Annotated in this window: 14 protein-coding genes and 1 pseudogene; 9 read left to right on the forward strand and 6 right to left on the reverse strand. The window is 66.2% G+C overall.

The features are described 5' to 3' along the window. Positions 1-2: 2 nt before the first annotated feature. Together IEY68_RS08450 and IEY68_RS08455 are read right to left on the reverse strand one after the other, a co-directional pair. Entirely contained in the window at positions 3-179 is a 177-nt protein-coding gene (locus tag IEY68_RS08450) for a rubredoxin (RefSeq protein ID WP_062996400.1), read from the reverse strand. After that, the gene (locus IEY68_RS08455; RefSeq protein WP_062996398.1) at positions 179-1,402 is read right to left on the reverse strand and encodes an alkane 1-monooxygenase; all 1,224 of its coding nucleotides are present in this window, start codon (positions 1,400-1,402) and stop codon (positions 179-181) included. Before IEY68_RS08455 ends, IEY68_RS08450 begins: the two co-directional genes overlap by 1 nt. A 180-nt stretch (positions 1,403-1,582) precedes the next feature. Between IEY68_RS08455 and IEY68_RS08460 the strand changes: the two genes are divergently transcribed. Continuing rightward, positions 1,583-2,188 (forward strand): TetR/AcrR family transcriptional regulator, encoded by a 606-nt coding sequence (locus tag IEY68_RS08460; RefSeq protein WP_063916208.1) that lies wholly within the window; start codon positions 1,583-1,585, stop codon positions 2,186-2,188. Positions 2,189-2,335: 147 nt separating this feature from the next. Here IEY68_RS08460 and IEY68_RS08465 read toward each other — a convergent pair whose 3' ends face one another. Together IEY68_RS08465 and IEY68_RS08470 are read right to left on the reverse strand one after the other, a co-directional pair. Next, complete coding sequence (locus IEY68_RS08465) at positions 2,336-3,127, reverse strand: SDR family oxidoreductase (protein WP_062996396.1); 792 nt, start codon at positions 3,125-3,127, stop codon at positions 2,336-2,338. 86 nt (positions 3,128-3,213) lie between these two features. Continuing rightward, entirely contained in the window at positions 3,214-3,789 is a 576-nt protein-coding gene (locus tag IEY68_RS08470) for a TetR/AcrR family transcriptional regulator (RefSeq protein WP_062996394.1), read from the reverse strand. A 119-nt stretch (positions 3,790-3,908) separates the two neighbouring features. Here IEY68_RS08470 and IEY68_RS08475 point away from each other — a divergent pair, with 119 nt between their 5' ends. Then, positions 3,909-5,456: an MFS transporter gene (locus IEY68_RS08475; RefSeq protein ID WP_062996776.1), complete on the forward strand. Its 1,548-nt coding sequence runs from the start codon at positions 3,909-3,911 to the stop codon at positions 5,454-5,456. Beyond that, complete coding sequence (locus IEY68_RS08480; RefSeq protein WP_062996391.1) at positions 5,425-5,991, forward strand: TetR/AcrR family transcriptional regulator; 567 nt, start codon at positions 5,425-5,427, stop codon at positions 5,989-5,991. Before IEY68_RS08475 ends, IEY68_RS08480 begins: the two co-directional genes overlap by 32 nt. 68 nt (positions 5,992-6,059) lie before the next feature. Here the strand turns inward: IEY68_RS08480 and ligA are convergent, their stop codons facing one another. Beyond that, positions 6,060-8,051, reverse strand: coding sequence for an NAD-dependent DNA ligase LigA (ligA, locus tag IEY68_RS08485; protein ID WP_062996389.1), 1,992 nt, complete (start codon positions 8,049-8,051; stop codon positions 6,060-6,062). A gap of 545 nt (positions 8,052-8,596) precedes the next feature. On the opposite strand from ligA, the pseudogene IEY68_RS37045 reads away from it, so the two are divergent. Further along, positions 8,597-8,717: pseudogene (locus IEY68_RS37045) on the forward strand (SDR family oxidoreductase); the annotation flags it as partial. 7 nt (positions 8,718-8,724) lie between these two features. Here IEY68_RS37045 and IEY68_RS08490 read toward each other — a convergent pair. After that, positions 8,725-11,997, reverse strand: a complete 3,273-nt coding sequence (locus IEY68_RS08490) for a protein kinase domain-containing protein (protein ID WP_062996386.1) — start codon at positions 11,995-11,997, stop codon at positions 8,725-8,727. A gap of 458 nt (positions 11,998-12,455) precedes the next feature. Between IEY68_RS08490 and IEY68_RS08495 the strand changes: the two genes are divergently transcribed. The 5 genes from IEY68_RS08495 to IEY68_RS08515 all read left to right on the forward strand — a co-directional run bounded on the left by IEY68_RS08495 (position 12,456) and on the right by IEY68_RS08515 (position 16,503). Then, positions 12,456-12,725: a hypothetical protein gene (locus IEY68_RS08495; RefSeq protein WP_189094133.1), complete on the forward strand. Its 270-nt coding sequence runs from the start codon at positions 12,456-12,458 to the stop codon at positions 12,723-12,725. A gap of 249 nt (positions 12,726-12,974) precedes the next feature. Further along, a complete protein-coding gene (locus IEY68_RS08500) occupies positions 12,975-13,490 on the forward strand; it encodes a hypothetical protein (protein WP_189094134.1) in 516 nt (171 codons plus the stop codon). 20 nt (positions 13,491-13,510) lie between these two features. Then, positions 13,511-13,648 (forward strand): hypothetical protein, encoded by a 138-nt coding sequence (locus tag IEY68_RS08505; RefSeq protein ID WP_189094135.1) that lies wholly within the window; start codon positions 13,511-13,513, stop codon positions 13,646-13,648. A gap of 213 nt (positions 13,649-13,861) precedes the next feature. Next, positions 13,862-15,847 carry an adenylate/guanylate cyclase domain-containing protein gene (locus IEY68_RS08510; protein WP_062996382.1) on the forward strand — a complete coding sequence of 662 codons (1,986 nt, stop codon included), beginning with the start codon at positions 13,862-13,864 and terminating at the stop codon, positions 15,845-15,847. Continuing rightward, positions 15,844-16,503, forward strand: coding sequence for a Crp/Fnr family transcriptional regulator (locus IEY68_RS08515; RefSeq protein ID WP_062996380.1), 660 nt, complete (start codon positions 15,844-15,846; stop codon positions 16,501-16,503). The genes IEY68_RS08510 and IEY68_RS08515 overlap by 4 nt, the downstream gene beginning before the upstream one ends. Positions 16,504-16,507: the final 4 nt, after the last annotated feature.

Raw genomic sequence — 16,507 nt, forward strand, 5'->3', positions numbered from 1 at the left:
CACTATCCTTTCCTCGCCGTGATCGGTTCGAAGTCGAGTTTTTCGCGTACCCCGCAGTCGGGGCAGCACCAGTCGTCGGGAATCGCCGACCACGCGGTACCGGCGGGAAAGCCTTCGCGTGGCGCGCCGATGGTTTCGTCGTAGCGGTAGTCGCAGACCGGGCAGAGGTAGGCGGCCATCAGCTCGCGACCCCGTATCGGGCCAGCACACGTTCCCGCTTGCCGGGCTGGATGTTCACGCGGGTGATATCGCCGCGGTAGTGGGCCAGCACGCGATGATCCATCACCCGGCGCCACAGCGGCGGAAAGTAGGCCAGGGTGATCATGGAGGCGTAGCCGCCGGGTAGTTCGGGTGCGCCGTCCATACTGCGCAGGGTCTGGTAGCGCCGGGTCGGATTGGCGTGATGATCACTGTGTCGCTGCAGGTGGTACAGGAAGATATTGGTGACGATATGGTCGGAATTCCAGCTGTGCTCCGGAGTGCAGCGTTCGTACCGGCCCGATTCCGTGCGCCGCCGCAGCAGGCCGTAGTGCTCGAGGTAGTTCACCGTTTCCAGCAGCGAGAATCCGTACACCGCCTGGATCAGCAGGAACGGCAGTACACCCGGGCCGAACACCACTGCCAGCGCACTCCACAGCACCACGGTCATGGCCCAGGCGTTGAGCACATCGTTGCGCGGAGTCCACGGACCGGAGTTCATCCGCCCCAGCCGTGTTCGTTCGAGCGTCCAGGCCGAACGGAGGCTCCCGAAAACGCTGCGCGGCAGAAAACTCCAGAAGGACTCCGCGAACCGGGCGCTGGCCGGATCCTCCGGCGTGGCGACCCGCACGTGATGGCCGCGATTGTGCTCGATGTAGAAGTGCCCGTAACCGGTCTGGGCCAGTGTGATCTTCGACAGCCACCGCTCGAGTTCGTCCTTCTTGTGGCCGAGTTCGTGGGCGGTGTTGATTCCGACACCGCCCATGACGCCGATACTCAGCGCGACCCCGATCTTCGACCACAAGCCGAGCCCCCCGTCGATCCCCAGCCAGGACAGATCGGTCGCGGTCCACAGATAGGCGGCAAACCCCAGACTGACCAGCTGGAACGGAATGAAGGCGTACACGCAGTAGCGGTAGTACCGGTCGTGTTCGAGCTGCCGCATCACCTCCTCCGGCGGGTTCTGCCCGTCCGGGCCGAAGAATCGGTCCAGGAGCGGAAGCAGCACATAGACCAGTAGCGGGCCGATCCACCACCACACCGGCGCCAGCTGATGCCAGCCGAGCCGGTGGCAGATCCACACCAGTGCCGCGGCCAGACCGAGCGCGGTCGGCGCCACCAGCCCGAACAACCACAGGTATCGCTTGCGGTCACGCCACTGCGGCGTCACCGCATCGCGCGAACCCATTTCGGACGTCGTCATCGTCGCCCTCCTCGTCTTTCCCACCGCGACGGCCGGTACGGGCGATCGCGTCAGCCGGTACCCCGGTCCACACCCCGAACGCGGCCGTTTACACTTTTCCAATATGTGTATTCATTACAGACACATATGCGGAGATTGTCAATGATGGAGCATGTGAGCACCTGCTGTATGGTGGTTGTCGTGGCTGAAGCGCCGAACTTCCAGAACGAGATGCGCCGCCTCCTGCGCGAGCGCGTGATCGACACCGCACGCCGACTGGTCTGCACCGAGGGCTGGGGCGCGGTCAATATGTCGCGGGTGGCCAAGGAAGTCGGGGTGAGCCGTCCCGTGCTCTACAAGGAGATCGGCACCAAACAGGATCTGGCCGGGGTCGTCATCGCGAGCGAACTAGAGACCTTCCTCGTGGGCGTCACCGAAACCGTCACCGCCGAGCCCGGCGACCTGCTCGCCGGTATCACCGCCGCCGCCGAGTTCACCCTGCGCACTGCGGCCGACAACACTCTTCTCAAAGCCGTCCTGGCGGGCCGCTCCGGCGCCGACACCACACTGCTGCCCACCTTGATGACCGAACCCGAACCTGTCCTGGGCCGGGCCACGGCCGCGTTCACCGCCATTCTGCGCACCCGGTACGGTCTCGAATCGTTCAGCGCGCCCGAACTCGACACCCGGGTCGAAGCAGTGGTCCGACTCGTACTGAGCCATCTGTTCCAGCCCGCCGGGAGCATCGACCGCGCCGTCGCCCAGATAGCTCTCGTCGCCGCGCCCTTGTTCGTCCGCGAGCAGTAGCGCGGGCCGGTTCGACCGGCAGCACCCGCGACGTGGAGGTGATCACCCCCGAGAACGCACGGATCGTTTTCACCGCGGCGAAGCCCTTCGATCCGGACAGTCAGGAGACGCGGAACCTCGAAGCCATCGGGATCACCCCACCGGACGCTACACCGTCTTGATCACGCCGCCGTCGGCCAGATAGTCGGCGCCGGTCAGATTTCCGGATCGCGCGGAGGCCAGGAAGGTGACCAGCGCCGCGGTTTCGCCCGGTTCGGTGAGCCGCCCGGTGGTGATTCCCATCCGGGTGGGGACCTGGTCGAGGAATTCGGCGAGGGTCGTACCGTGCTGGGCGGCAACATCGGCGGCGTAGCCGTCGGAGGCAGACCAGTTGCGCGTGCGGGTGGGTCCGGGCGAGACGGTGAGAGCACGCAGACCCTGTGCCCCGAACTCTTCGGCAAGCGCTTTGGTGAGATTGTTCAGCGCGGCTTTCGCGGTGCCGTAGTCGACGGGGTGATATGCGGCGCGAGCGCCGATCGAGGAGATATTGATGATCACGCCGCGCTGCCGGAGCAGGCTGGGCAGGGCGTGCCGGGTGACCCGGACGGTGCCGAACAGGTTGAGTTCGAAGGTGCGCTGCCAGGCATCGTCGGCGATATCGAGGAAACCGGCGGCATCGGCGCTGCCGGCGACGACGCCGCCGACATTGTTGACCAGGATGTCTATCTCGCCGAGTTGCTCGCGGGCCCGTTCGATCAGGACGGCGGCTCCGGCCGGAGTGGCCAGATCGGCGGTCACCGCGGTGGACAGGCCGTCGAGCGCACGGAGTTCCCGGGTGACGGTGCGCGCACCGGCGACGACCCGCACGCCTTCGGCGGTGAGAGCCCGGACGATTTCCAGGCCGATTCCTTTGCTCGCTCCGGTGACGACCGCCGTCTTGCCGGTGAGTTGCAGATCCATAAGGCACTCTTTTCTTGAACTGTAGTTACAAAATAAACGCAGGGCATACTCTCGCCCATCGGCGGCTCGTAGCCTCCGGACGTGGGTTACAGCGCGCGCATGGCGGTGTCGACGAGCCCGGCGAGCCGGGCGGGCCGGGGGTCCGCCCGGGCGAGCACCCGCATGCCGTTGATGGTGGTGAGCAGGAAGTTCGCCGCGGTCACCGCATCGATATCGTCGCCGAACTCGCCGGCGCGCTGCCCTTCTTCGATGGCACCGCGGAAAGCGTCGTGCTGCCGGTCGAAGATGCGCCGGACCAGAAGACCGACCGCTTCGTCCGCACCCAGTTCGACGGCAGTGTTCGTGGCGAGGCAACCGCGACGTTCGGTATCGGAGCAGGCGGCGTCGAGCACCATGGTCAACGCGGCCCGCACCCGCTCGCGCGGTGAGCCGGGCCCGTCGAGCAGATCGATCAACCGCACCGTCTCCTGCGCCTGGTAGCGGCGCAGCGACCGCTCGAAGAGGTCGCGCTTGCCCGCGAAGGCGTTGTACAGACTGCCGCGGCCGATACCGATCGCGTCCACCAGATCCTGCGGAGTGGTCCGGGCGTACCCCTTGCGCCAGAACACTTCCATCGCCTTGCCGACCGCTTCGTCGGGGTCGAAGTTCTTCGCGCGCGCCACGCGATCGACGGTAGAGATTCTGTACCTACAAGTCAAATATCCGATCCGCCCGGACGGCACGGCGAGTTGCATTCCAACCGGTTTCTTCAACATTCCATATGGACTGTTAAAGTCGGGTGATGACCGAAACTGTGGAAAGCGCGCCGAGCCGGGCGGGGCGCCGGGAATGGGCGGCGCTGGCCGCGCTGGTCAGCGTCGTGTTGTTGCTCGCCATCGACGGGACCGTGCTCTATCTCGCGGTACCGTCGCTGACCGCCGATATCCGGCCGAGCGCGACGCAGCTGCTGTGGATCGGGGATATCTACGGGTTCGTGCTGGCCGGTCTGCTGATCACGATGGGCAATCTCGCCGACCGGATCGGGCGCAAACGGCTGCTGCTGATCGGTGCCGGTGCGTTCGGTACCGCCTCGGTCCTCGCCGCGCTGGCGCCGAACGCCGAAACGCTCATCGCCGCGCGGGCGCTGCTCGGTGTGGCCGGCGCGACGTTGATGCCGTCGACGCTGTCCATCGTGCGCGCGATGTTCGCTGATCCGCGGCAGCGCACAACGGCCATCGCCGTATGGTCGGCCGGTGCCACCGCGGGAGCGGCCGCCGGGCCGCTGGTCGGCGGTGTACTGCTGGAGCACTTCTGGTGGGGCTCGGTATTCCTCATCAACGTGCCGGTCATGGCCGTCGTACTGGTGGCGGGGGCCGTGCTTCTGCCGGAATCCCGGGGCAGTAGTACGTATCCGGTGGACTGGCTGTCCTCCCTGCTGTCGATCCTCGCCATCGTGCCGCTGGTATACGCCGTGAAGCACTGGGCCGGAACAGGATTCGACTGGACGGTTCCGGGGACGGCACTGCTCGCAGCGGTCGGCGGCTGGTTGTTCCTGCGCAGACAGTCGCGCCTGGCGCTCCCGCTGGTGGACATCTCGCTGTTCCGGATGCCCGCGTTCAGCGGGGCCGTCGCCGCCACCACCCTGTCGATCTTCGCGTTCCTGGGTCTGCTGTTCTTCTTCTCGCAGTATCTGCAACTCGTGCGCGGGTACGGTCCGCTGAAGGCCGGGGCGGCCGAACTGCCGACGACACTGGCCGCGATGGCAGTCATCGCGGTGGTCGGTGTGCTCGTGGCCCGGCTCGGGGCCGGGCGGACGATCGGGGGCGCCTTGCTCGTGGCCGCCGTCGGACTCGCCGGGATCGGGTGGACCACCGACTCGTCCGGATACTGGGGGCTCGGTATCGCGCTGACCGTGCTCGGTCTCGGCGTCGGCGTAGCCATGACGGTATCGACCGATGCCGTGGTCACCGCGGTCCCGAAGGAGCGCGCGGGCGCGGCGTCGTCCATCGCCGAGACCGCCTACGAAATGGGCGGCGCACTCGGTATCGCGGTGCTGGGCTCGATCCAACTGGCGCAATACCGCGCGAACCTGGATCTCGGCCCCCGCACCGATCCGGAGGTGGCCGCCGCGGTCGAGGACTCGCTGGCACGTGCGGCGGGCGCGGCCGCCGATTCCGATATCTTCACCGGTGCGGCGCATGCCTTCACCACCGCCCTGCAGTCCACGTCGTATCTCGCGGCGGCCCTGCTCGTGGTCGCGGGCGTGCTGGCCTGGCGTGTCATCCCGTCGCACCGACCCACCGCGGACAAGGAGCACCATGAACCGGTCCGACAAGGGCCCCACCCGTGACAAGGAACGTACCCGGCTGGCCGTGCTGGAAGCCGCGGAACGGATGTTCGCCGAACGCGGCAGCCGCGTGAGCCTGACCGATATCGCCGCGGCCGCCGGAGTGACGAAAGGCGGTCTCATGCACCATTTCCCGAACCGGGACGCGCTGCTCACCGGGGTCACCGAACATTTGATCGCGAGAGTGTGGGCCGAGGTGCACGAGCAGATCGACCTGTCCGAGAACCATCCCGGAAAGTTCACCCGGGGGTATGTACGAGCCCTGACCAGCGGCAACGAGTCGGTCCTGCGCGCGTTCAGCCCGACCAACCTGATCGTGACCCTCGGTACGACCCCTGAACTGGAAGAACTCTTCACGCGCGACGCGAGCCGACTGGACGAAGCGTTCGCGGCCGACGGTCTCGCGCCCGCGACCACGCTGGTGATCCGCTTCGCGGCCGAGGGGCTGGCCACCGCGGTGACCGGCCCGTACCTCACCGCCGAACAACTCGTATCGGCGCGCGCGCAGCTGCTCGCCATGACCGAGACCGCGGGCTGATTCCGTATCCGCTGCCCGCCCGGCGGACCGGACTCCTGCCGGAAGAACCGCTCCGTCCGGACTCGTGTCTAGATGACCTCGGCCTCGATCAGCAGCTTCCAGATCTTCCCCTGATCGATGACCTCGACACCGAGTTTCTCCGCCTTGGCCAGCTTGCTGTCACCGACCCCCGCACCGGTGACGAGCAGGTCGGTGTTCGCCGAGACCGAGGACGCCGCCGTGGCTCCCGCCTTTTCGCACAGGCGCTGGAACGTCGGACGGGCGACCTTCTCTCCGGAGCGTGGGTCGCTGATAGCGCCGGTGATCACGACCGTCTTGCCTGCCAAGGGTGCACCGGCGGCGACGACCGGCGGTAAATCCTCTTCACGCACATCCAGGCAGACGCCCGCGGCTCGCAATCGCTGGAGTTCCGGACGCAAGCGGGTGAGGTGTTCGACCAGGGAGGCAGCGACCTTCGGGCCGATATCCTCCACCGCCACGAGTCGTTCTTCGCCCGCGTCGGCCACCTCCTCCAGAGAGCGGAAACCCGCTCGGGCCAGGCGAGCGGCGGTGCCGTCGGAAGCCATCGGGATCGCCAGTCCGATCAACGCGCGGCGCAGGCCCACTCGGCGGCCCGCCTCGATCGAGTCGATCATGCGCGCGGCCGAGACCTCACCGATGCGGTCGAATTCGAGCAGGCGCTCGGTGGTCAGCGTGTAGAAGTCCGATGGGTGCTCCAGAATGCCCGCCTCGGCCAGGCGTTCGATCCACACCTGCCCGAAGGCATCGATATCGGCCGCCGCCCGCGACGCCCAGTGGATGAGCCTGCGCACCGTCTGTGCGGGACATGAGACGTTGGTGCAGAACAGTTCCCGGCTGTTGCCCTGCTCGGTCACCGGCTGCTCGCACGAGGGGCAGGTGGTGGGCGGGACGATCTCACGCTCCTCGCCGGTGCGTTTCGAGGCGTCTAGCACGCCTGCCACGAAGGGGATCACATCGCCCGCGCGGCGCACCAGCACGGTGTCGCCGACCTTGATATCGCGGGCGCGGATCACCTGCTGGTTGGCCAGCGTCGCCTTCGTCACCGTGGTGCCGCCCACGAACACCGGCTCCAGCCAGGCGACGGGGACGATCTTGCCCGTCTTTCCGACATCCCAGACCACATCGTTGAGCAGCGTGGTCTTCTCCTCGGCGGCGAACTTGAACGCCAGTGCACCGCGGGGACTGTTGGACCGGGTCCCGGCGGCGGCGTAGGCGTCGCGGTCGGCCAGCCGCAGCACCGCGCCGTCGATATCGTAGTCCAGTTCGTTGCGGCCCTGCTCGATCGCGGTGATCGCCGCCTGCGCCTGTTCGGCGCCGGCGCAGACCCGCATCCGCGCTCCCGCGATCCCCAGGGCCCGCAGCGCCTCCTCCAGATCGGCCGTGGCACCGCCCGCGGAGGTGTCGAGGTCGAAGCCGAAGAACTGCAGGCGCCGCTCCGAGACCGTGGCCGGGTCCTTCGCCCGCAGCGTGCCCGCCGCGGCATTGCGTGGGTTGATCAGCGGCTTGTCCGGATGCGCGGTGTTGTAGACGAGGAAGGTCGACCGCAGCATCACCGCCTCACCGCGCACCTCCACCCGCCCCGGGACATCGATCCGGTCGGGAACACCGTCGACCAACGCCCGGACCAGTACGGTCACATCGTCGCCGGTGGTGCCGTCACCGCGGGTCACCGCGCGCATCAGCCGCCCGTCCTCGAAGACCAGTGCCAGGGACAGGCCGTCGAGTTTCGGCATCACCACCACCGACTGGCCGGGAAAACGATCGAAGAACGCCGCGACCTGTTCAGGGGTGGTCGCCTTCTCGAGCGACAACATCGGACGCGAATGCCGGATCGGGGCGTGCAATACCGCGGGCGCACCGACCTGATCCAACGGATTCGGGTCGGGCGTCAGGTCCGGGTGCGCCGCTGTCAGACCCCGTAGCTCGTCCTCGATCGCGTCGTATTCGGCGTCGGCGACCAGCGGCGAGCCCCGGTAATAGGCATCGCGTAGCGCCACAATGCGGTCCGCGAGCTCTTGGATACGTTCCCCAGCTTCCACGACACCAGACGCTACCGAGACCCACCGACACCGCGCGGAGCGAGTGGTGACAACCTCCGGGACCAGCCGACCGGCACGGTGTGGTCATCGAGGAATACCAGCGACAACGCCGGCTCGACCGCTGCGTGGATTCCCACGATGCCGCCATTGCGCGAGGAGTGGGCGGCCTGTCCGAGGTCGCTGCCGGAGCCGAATCGGTGCGCGACACCGGGCGTCGCGGCGACTTCCGCGAGCTCGTCAGCCCGGTATCGCCCATGATCACAGCCGGTTTGTCGGGAGTGGTCGCGATGTGGGATCCGGGATACGTATCTCTGCCCTCGGGGTCGGTTTCTACAGAACGTGCGGGTCGCCGGTGGGGGGCGCGCGCCGGGTCAGGCGTATTCGGCACGGCCGCATGGCCGCGTTCGACCAGAGCGGGAACCAGGGCGCCGAGACGATCGAAACCGTCTCCGACGGTCAGTCCCTGCTGCGCGCGGTAATGGATACCCTCGAAGATCGCCGCGATCTTGTAGTAGGCAAATCCCAGATACCAGCCGAATTCGGACACCGGTGTGACCGGAACCAACCTCGCGAGTTGGATCGTCAACGAATCCGCGATCAGGGGCTTGGTCGGTCAACGCGCCGAGCTACGCCGACCATATCAGCGAGCTGACAGACGGTTCACTCGCCCGGTTCAGCCTTCGTCCGTTTCCTCCACTATCCAGGCTGCGATCTGGGCACGGGAGGTGAATCCCAGTTTGGTGAGTATGTTTTCGACGTGCCCCTGCGCAGTGCGTGGTGAGACGACCAGTTCGGTGGCGATCTGCCGGTTACTGAGGCCCTGGGCGACCAGAGCGGCGACCTCCCGTTCACGTTTGGTCAACCGGGGCGTCGGTTCCGGGCCGACGGTCGTGCCAGCGGATTCTTCGCGCAGTGCGTATGCTCTCGCCACGGTAGCGTTCATCTTTAGTCCTCGCTCGAATGATGAACTGAATCTATTGTCGCCGAGAGTATTTCGTACCGAATTCTCGCACTCCTCGTGGAAATGCGACAGCGTGTCGAAGACGCGGCCGCGACTACCTCCGGCCGGCCATAGGTGGCGAGCCGCTCCCATGAGAACCGCCGCCCGCTCGGCCTCGTGGCGGTGACAGGCGATCCATGACAACGCTTCCAGGCAGAAGGTCAATACCAGATAACTGTTGAGCGGACGGTCGACGCGCAAGGCTTCCTCCATCAACTCCTGCGCACGGTCTGTGTTGCCGCGACGCCACTCGGCGACACCCAGGCTGCGCAGGGCGAGCGCGCGATAGAGCACTCCTCCGCACTGCTCGGTGATATCGATCAACCGCTGCTGGTGCTCGATCGCCTTCGCCGTATCGCCGCGCATTTCATACGTCAGGCCCTGCACGGTCAAGGCATGGATATGAAGATGGCTCGTGAGATCCGAGCGGTAGACGTCGATGGCAGCGTCCAGCAGCGGGGCAGCACGCGAGGGATCGCCACTGAGCAGGGCCAGGCTTGCTGCGGCGTGGTTCATCTGCGCCTGCAACATCGGCGTCGGGTCGCGGGCGACCAGTCCCCTACCCTCCTGTAGCAGCGATGCCGCGGACCGGAAATCACCCTGTGTCGTCGCCAGGTCGATGGCGACGCGCAATGCTTTCACCCGGTCGGGTATCGATCGAGCACAGGGATGGGCGAGAACCCGTTCGATCCAGGACCGTCCCTCGCCGTAGAAGCCCCGGAACACCCAGAACTCCCACAACGCGGATGCCGTCTGAAGGCCTGCCTCCGCCGCTTCCTCGGTCTCCTCGGACAGCGCGAATTCGAGAGCCTCTCGGAGATTGGGGTGCTCACGCTCGAGTCGAGCGATCCAGCCGGGCTGCGCACGGCCGATCCAGCCGGCCTCCGCGTCCAGCGCCAGCCGTCGATACCAGGCACGATGCCGCCGGCGTAGCTCCAGGTACTCTCCGGATTCCCGCAGCTTGGAGCGACCGTAGTCGCGCAGGGTCTCCAGCATGGAGAACCGCACTACCTGGCCTGACTGTTCCCGGGTCAGTATCGACTTGTCCACCAAACCGGCGAGCACATCGATGATCTCGGCCGGAGCCGAGTCGATACTGCACACTTGCTCGACCGCGTCCAGTCCACAGCTACCCGCGAACACCGACAGGTGGGCCCACGCTCGCTGTTCGGTCTGCGAACACAGGTCGTAGCTCCAATCCAGGCACAGCTTCAGCGATTGCTGCCGTGCCGGCGCGGTGCGGAAGGCACCGGTGAGCAGCTCGTACCGATCGGTCAGCCGGTAAAGTATCTGCTCCGCCGAGAGCGTGCGCATACGCGCCGCGGCAAGCTCGATCGCCAGCGGCACCCCGTCCAACCCGGCACAAATCCTGGTCACCGCGACCATATTGTCCTCGTTGAGTTCGAACCCCGGTACCACCGCCGCGGCGCGCTCGGCGAACAGTGTCACCGCGTCGAAGCGGGGCAGCCCCTTCAACGACGGTTGATGATCGGGATCCGGGACTTTCAAGGGCATCACCCGCTGGATCACTTCACCGGCGATATTGAGCGGCTCGCGGCTGGTGACGATGGTCCGCACCCCCGGACAGGAGGCCAACAGCGTCTCGGTCAGCTCGGCGACCGCCTCGACGATCTGTTCCGCGTTGTCCAGGACGAGCAGCGTTTCGCGGGACCACAGGTAGTGCACCAGAGTCTCGAGCAACGAATTCGTGGAATCGTCTCGAACACCGATCGTCGCCGCCACTGTGTCGATCAGCAGCCCCGCATCGGATACGGGGGTCAGATCGACCACCCAGACCCCATCGGCGAAATCACGCTGAACCTGGGAGGCGGCCTTCAACGCCACACGCGTCTTGCCCACACCACCGGTACCGACGAGCGTGACCGAACGCGACCTCGACAGATGGCTCTTGATCTCGGCCAACTCGGCACGCCGATCGACAAGACCGGTCAGCTCCAGCGGCAGATTGCCTCCGCTGTTTCCGCCGGCCGCCGCCACTTGCCGCCCACCCCGTGCCGAACTCCGGGGAATCGAACGTTCTGGACCGGGCCGGGGCAGCTGAGCCGACTCGCCCGTCGAAATCCCGCGGCGTCGCTGTATCCGACGGATAGCTTCGCCCAGCTCGGCTGGGGAGGGCCGTTCGCGGCGATCCCGGCTCATCGCCTTTTCCACCAGAGCCGATACATCGTCGGCGATACCGCTCTCCCGCAGGTCCGGCACGGGGTGGGTGGTGATGCGCAGGAACTGCGTCACCATGTTCTCGCCGCTACGCCGTTCGAAAGCGGCGTGGCCGGTCAATGCGCAGAACAGGGTGGCTCCGAGCCCGTAAACGTCGGCTTCCGGGGTCGATGGCTGCCCCTCGAGCACTTCGGGTGCGGTGAACGCGGGAGAGCCGGTCACTGTTCCCGCGGCGGTCTCGAACCCGCCACCGATATGCGCGATGCCGAAATCGGTCAACGCGGGCTCACCGAAGTCGGTGAGCAGAATATTTCCCGGCTTCACATCCCGATGCACGATCCCGAGTCGGTGAGCTGCCTCGAGCGCACCGGCGATCTTCGATCCGATCCACAGCACATTTTCCGACGAGAGCGGACCATCTCGGCGGATCCACGTATCGAGAGAACCCGAGGGGTAGTAGGGCATCACCAAATAGGGGCAGCCACCCTCGAGCGTGCCCGCCTGCAGCACGGTGACAATATTCGGATGACCGGTCGAGCGGCCCATCGCCTGCTGCTCCCGCAAAAACCGGGCCCGATTGTCCTCGTCCAACCCCGCGGTCAGGGCCTTTACCGCCACGGTCCGGTCCAGTTCGGGCTGCCGGCAGCGATACACCACGCCGAACCCACCACGGCCGATCTCCACGGCATCCAGGTAACCGGCCGCAGCCAACTCCACGCGAAACGAACTCGTCTCACGCTGGGTACGCACTGGGTCGTCAGTGCTCATCGCCGAATCCGCGCCCGATGAGCATCGCCGGATGAGCAATTCGATTAGCGATCGGAACCATGAGCTCACCTCTTGCCGACTTCACTATATCGCTGCACGACGCACCACCGACGCACTGGCGCCGCCGGGGATAGTGGTTCGCCGGAGGGGCGGTGTCCTCTGGAGACGCCGATGCCTGTCGTTGGGCCGACAGGGGTGTACGCAGCCGGAGGCGCCGACAGAAGCAGGTATATCCCGGGTCATCCAACCGGTGCACCAGCGATGCACATCTCTGAAACTGGTGTGACATCGCGAACGGATGCGGGTACGGATCCAGGAGCGGGCGACGCTCATAGTTCTCTACAGCCCTCTGCTGTGATCGCCGGTCTGGTTCGCAATCCAGTAATTGCCGGCCCGTCAACCGTTGCCTCTGCATCTGCTGCCGGCCGGCTCATGGCCCACTATCGAGAAGGATGGCGATGGACGATCGACGGATCACAGTGGACCCCGACGGCTACGATGCCGCGATGGAAGCGCTCGTTATGGATGATCCGCATCCGAACGGTTCCGTCGAGGACAGTCCCTCACATTGGCTACGGCGGGCGCTCTACGCATACGAATGGGCAAAGCAAACCTGCCTGTACGCCGATGACCATTCATCTGCGCGGGAGATGGTCGGGCCGGGACGAGCGCGTGCGGAAGTCCTGCGCCATGAGTCCGATCAATACGAACATCAGGCCGGGCACTGACTGCGCGCACTCCCGCGACGACGCTCACGCCCGACGCCAGACCGCCGCCGCGGGGCACGATCGATGTTCCTCGACCATCCGGACCAGCTCCGCGGCTGCAGACAGATGGGTCTTCCCGGTCGGGCAGTGCCTCGTACACCCGGGCGTCACTGTTCGGGTCGCGCAGACTGTCGTGTAGTCCGAAGTGCCACGGCTTCGCCCCGCATCGACCATGAAATAAGCTCGCAGCGATGCGGAAATGGAGAACCGATGCCCTCAACAGGTGAACCGACAACAGTCCGGGACACGCTGGAGTACCAGCAAATCCAAAACGACGAAAACTTTCAGACCTGGCTACGGATGCAACAGGACGCTATAGAGGGCGAGTTCGTCGACGCCGATGTTCCCGAACTCGACGGCCACCTCTGGACCCGCGAAGGGCTGCTGATAGTCGAACACGAGATGCTGCGCCGCTTTTCGGACTTCGACGATATGGTCTCGGAGGAGAACTTCGAAGTCGGCGTGCGATTCATCTACTTCATCGGAGAGACCTTCCGCCGGGCATTGGAGGGAATCTGGGCGCTGCTGCCGCCGAACCCACCCGATCGCCCGGACCCGCTGTGTGTCATCGACTCCCCGATGTGGACGGCTTTTCACGACCCCACACATATGAGCGGGCTCGCCTTCGACCGGCGTACCGGGAAAGAGATCTCCTGGATCTTCGACCGCACGGTGAAACGACACCACAAATGGGTAGCGGCCGGTCGGCGCACCCGTGATAGCTGAGCGGGCGTCCGATGGGCTGGGTGACGTCATTTCGCTACACCGAGGCCGGCACCGAGCGGTTCGAGCGCGCCGCAGCAGTGCAGAAGGCCCTGCGAGAAGAGCGGATGCGGGGCATCCGCGAGGACGAGTACCTCACGACCATCACTGTCCTGCGGTGAACCATCGCGCGCGTGGGCGGCGACGTCCGGCACTGGTGAGAACATCGCGTGTGCGGGACGGGCAGACCGCGGGTCGGACGGGCTCTGCTGCGGCACCGAGCTCCGCGGTCCTGTGGGGACGGCCCTCGATAGAGCCGCCGGGCGCCGCAGTGGCGCCGACCCGATCAGCTGTTCTTGTTTCTCTCGGGCGAGCCGCGCGGTAGCGTTCCGGTGGTGTCGAAGGTCAAGGTTCTGCTCTGGCTGGGACATGTCGCACTACCGGCGCTCGGGTTGTGGCTGCTGGTATCCCGTCCCGAACTCGACATGGACTACGAACACCACGGGACACATTTCTGGTTGGTGCTCACTACCGCCGCCATCGCGATGGCATTGGGCGTGATGTTGTTCCGGGCCGCCCGGATGCGCCGGGACGCCCGGTTGATCCTGGTATCACTGGTGTTCCAGTTCAGCGCGGGTTTCCTCGGATTGCACGCATTGGCGACGCCCGGCGTGATTCTGCTGACGCCGAACGCCGGCTTCGTCTATTCGGTACCCGTCGGGCTGGGACTCGGTGGTATCGCCGCCCTCGCGTCGTCGGTGGAATTCGGGCCTGCTGCGGCCGCCCGGTTGCATCGGTACGCCTGGATGCTGTCCGCACTCCCGACGCTGCTACTCGTCGTGTGGGCAGTGGTCTCGATGGCACAGTTTCCGCCGCTGCATCACGCGCCCGATCCGGCGGAGGCCAAGGGACCGCTGGTCGGTGTGGCCTTCGTCGGGTCGGCGTGCTATCTCGCCGCGGCATTTCGCTACGGTCGCCAGTACGCGCGTCGGCGGGGCGTGGTGCTGCTCAGTGTGCTCACCGCCTTCGTACTGCTGGCGGAGGCGCTTTTCGCCGTGGGTTTCAGTCGCAGTTGGCATACCTCGTGGTGGGAATGGCATGTGCTGATGCTCGCTGCCTTCGTGCTCATCTCCAGTAGCGCACACGTGCAATTCCGGCGCGAGGGTTCGGCTCTCGGACTCTTCGACAGCGTCACCCTGCACCAGACCATGGCCGGGCTGGAGCGCGACTACACGCACGCCCTGAACGAGATGGTCGACGCGCTGCGTGCGCGCGCCGAGGGCGGCGTCGCCTCGACCGAGCCGTTGGGAGCAGTCGGGGCCCGGTTGTCCAGGCGGTTCGGGCTCACCGAACGTCAGGTCGCGGTGTTGCAGCAGGGCGCCCACGCGCTGGGTAGCGAGCGGGAGCAGGTCCGCCGGCTGGGTCTGCTGGCGGCGATCGGTGAGCGGTCGAATGTGATTCGCGGCGAACAGGAACTGCTCGACGAGGTGCTGCACCTCGTTTCGGAGGCGTTCGAACGGGATCGATTCCGGCTGGGGCTGGTCCGCGGCCGCGAACTGATCTTCGCCGACGGTGGGCCCGCCGATCTGCAGTCGTCGGCGTTCCCGCTGGTCGTCAAGGGAAGCCTGGCCGGAATGCTCGAGGCGCGACGTGCGAGGGGCCGCTTCAGCGATACCGAGATCGCGATGTTGCGATCGTTCGCCGACCGGACATCGGTCATGCTGGAGAATGCCCGCCTGTATCAGCAGATCGACGGACTGTTCCGGTCCTACATGTCGCCCACAGTAGCGACCGCGCTGATCGCCGACCCGTCACAGGCCGGACTCGGCGGCCGGATCGCCGAGGTCAGTGTGCTCATGGCCGACCTGTCGGGGTTCACGCCGTTTTCCGAGTCCTCGACCCCGGAAGCAGTGGTGCACATGCTGAACACGTATTACGGCGTGATCGTGCCGACGATTCTGGACTGTGGCGGGACGGTCGTCCAGTTCGTCGGCGACGCGGTCATGGCCGTGTTCAACGCGCCGGCCCACCAGCCGGATCATGCGCTGCGGGCGGCTTGCGCGGGGCTCGCGCTCCAGCGGGTAGTCGCCGAAACAGCGATTCCGCATCCCGATTGGCCGCGTTTCCGGGTCGGGGTGAATACCGGTCCGGCGCTGGTCGGCAATATCGGCGCGCAGCAGATGCGCAACTACACCGCGATCGGTGATACGACGAACCTCGCCGCTCGGCTGGAGAGTTTGGCGGAGCCCGGGACCGTGGTCATCGGTTCGCTGACCTACGCGCACCTCGGCTCACGCGCGCAGGTGCGCAGCCGTGGCACAGTGACTGTCCGAGGCCGGAGCGAACCGGTGACCTGCTATGTACTGGATGGAATACGGTGACCACCGATTTCGAGATACTCCGCGGCCTGCCCGACACGGAGCGGCGCGAGATTCTCGCCTCGTGCACACCGCGCCGCTACAAACGCCGGGAAATCCTCTGCCACGAAGGCGACCCCGGCGACTGTCTGCATTTGATCAAGTCCGGCCGGCTCATCGTCCGGGTCGCCACCCCGTCCGGGGACATCGCGACGCTGACCATGCTCGGCCCCGGCTATTCGTTCGGCGAACTGGCCGTGCTCGACAGCAGCTCTCGCCGTACCGCGACCGTCGAAGCGGTCGAGAATGTCGAGACGTTGACGTTCGGTCGCGCACAGTTGACGGCGCTGCGTCAGAGTTACCCGGAGATCGACCGGGTCATGATCGATACGTTGGCCGCCCAGGTGCGGCGGCTCTCCGCTCAGGTACTCGAGGCATTGTATCTACCGGTCGAAACCCGGGTCGTGCGACGTCTGATCGACCTTGCCCACATCTACGGAGGATCGAGTTCCATCGCGGAGATCCGGCTCAATCAGGAAGATCTGGCGTCCATGGCGGGAACCACCAGGGCCACGGCGAACAAGGTGCTGCGCGACCTGCAACAACGCAATATCCTGGCTCTGACCCGAGGCCGTATCACCGTGGTCGACCGGGCGGAGCTGGTTCGCTCCGCCCGCTGAAAGC

It is taken from the genome of Nocardia jinanensis (assembly GCF_014645735.1).
GTDB classification, from domain to species: Bacteria; Actinomycetota; Actinomycetes; order Mycobacteriales; family Mycobacteriaceae; genus Nocardia; species Nocardia jinanensis.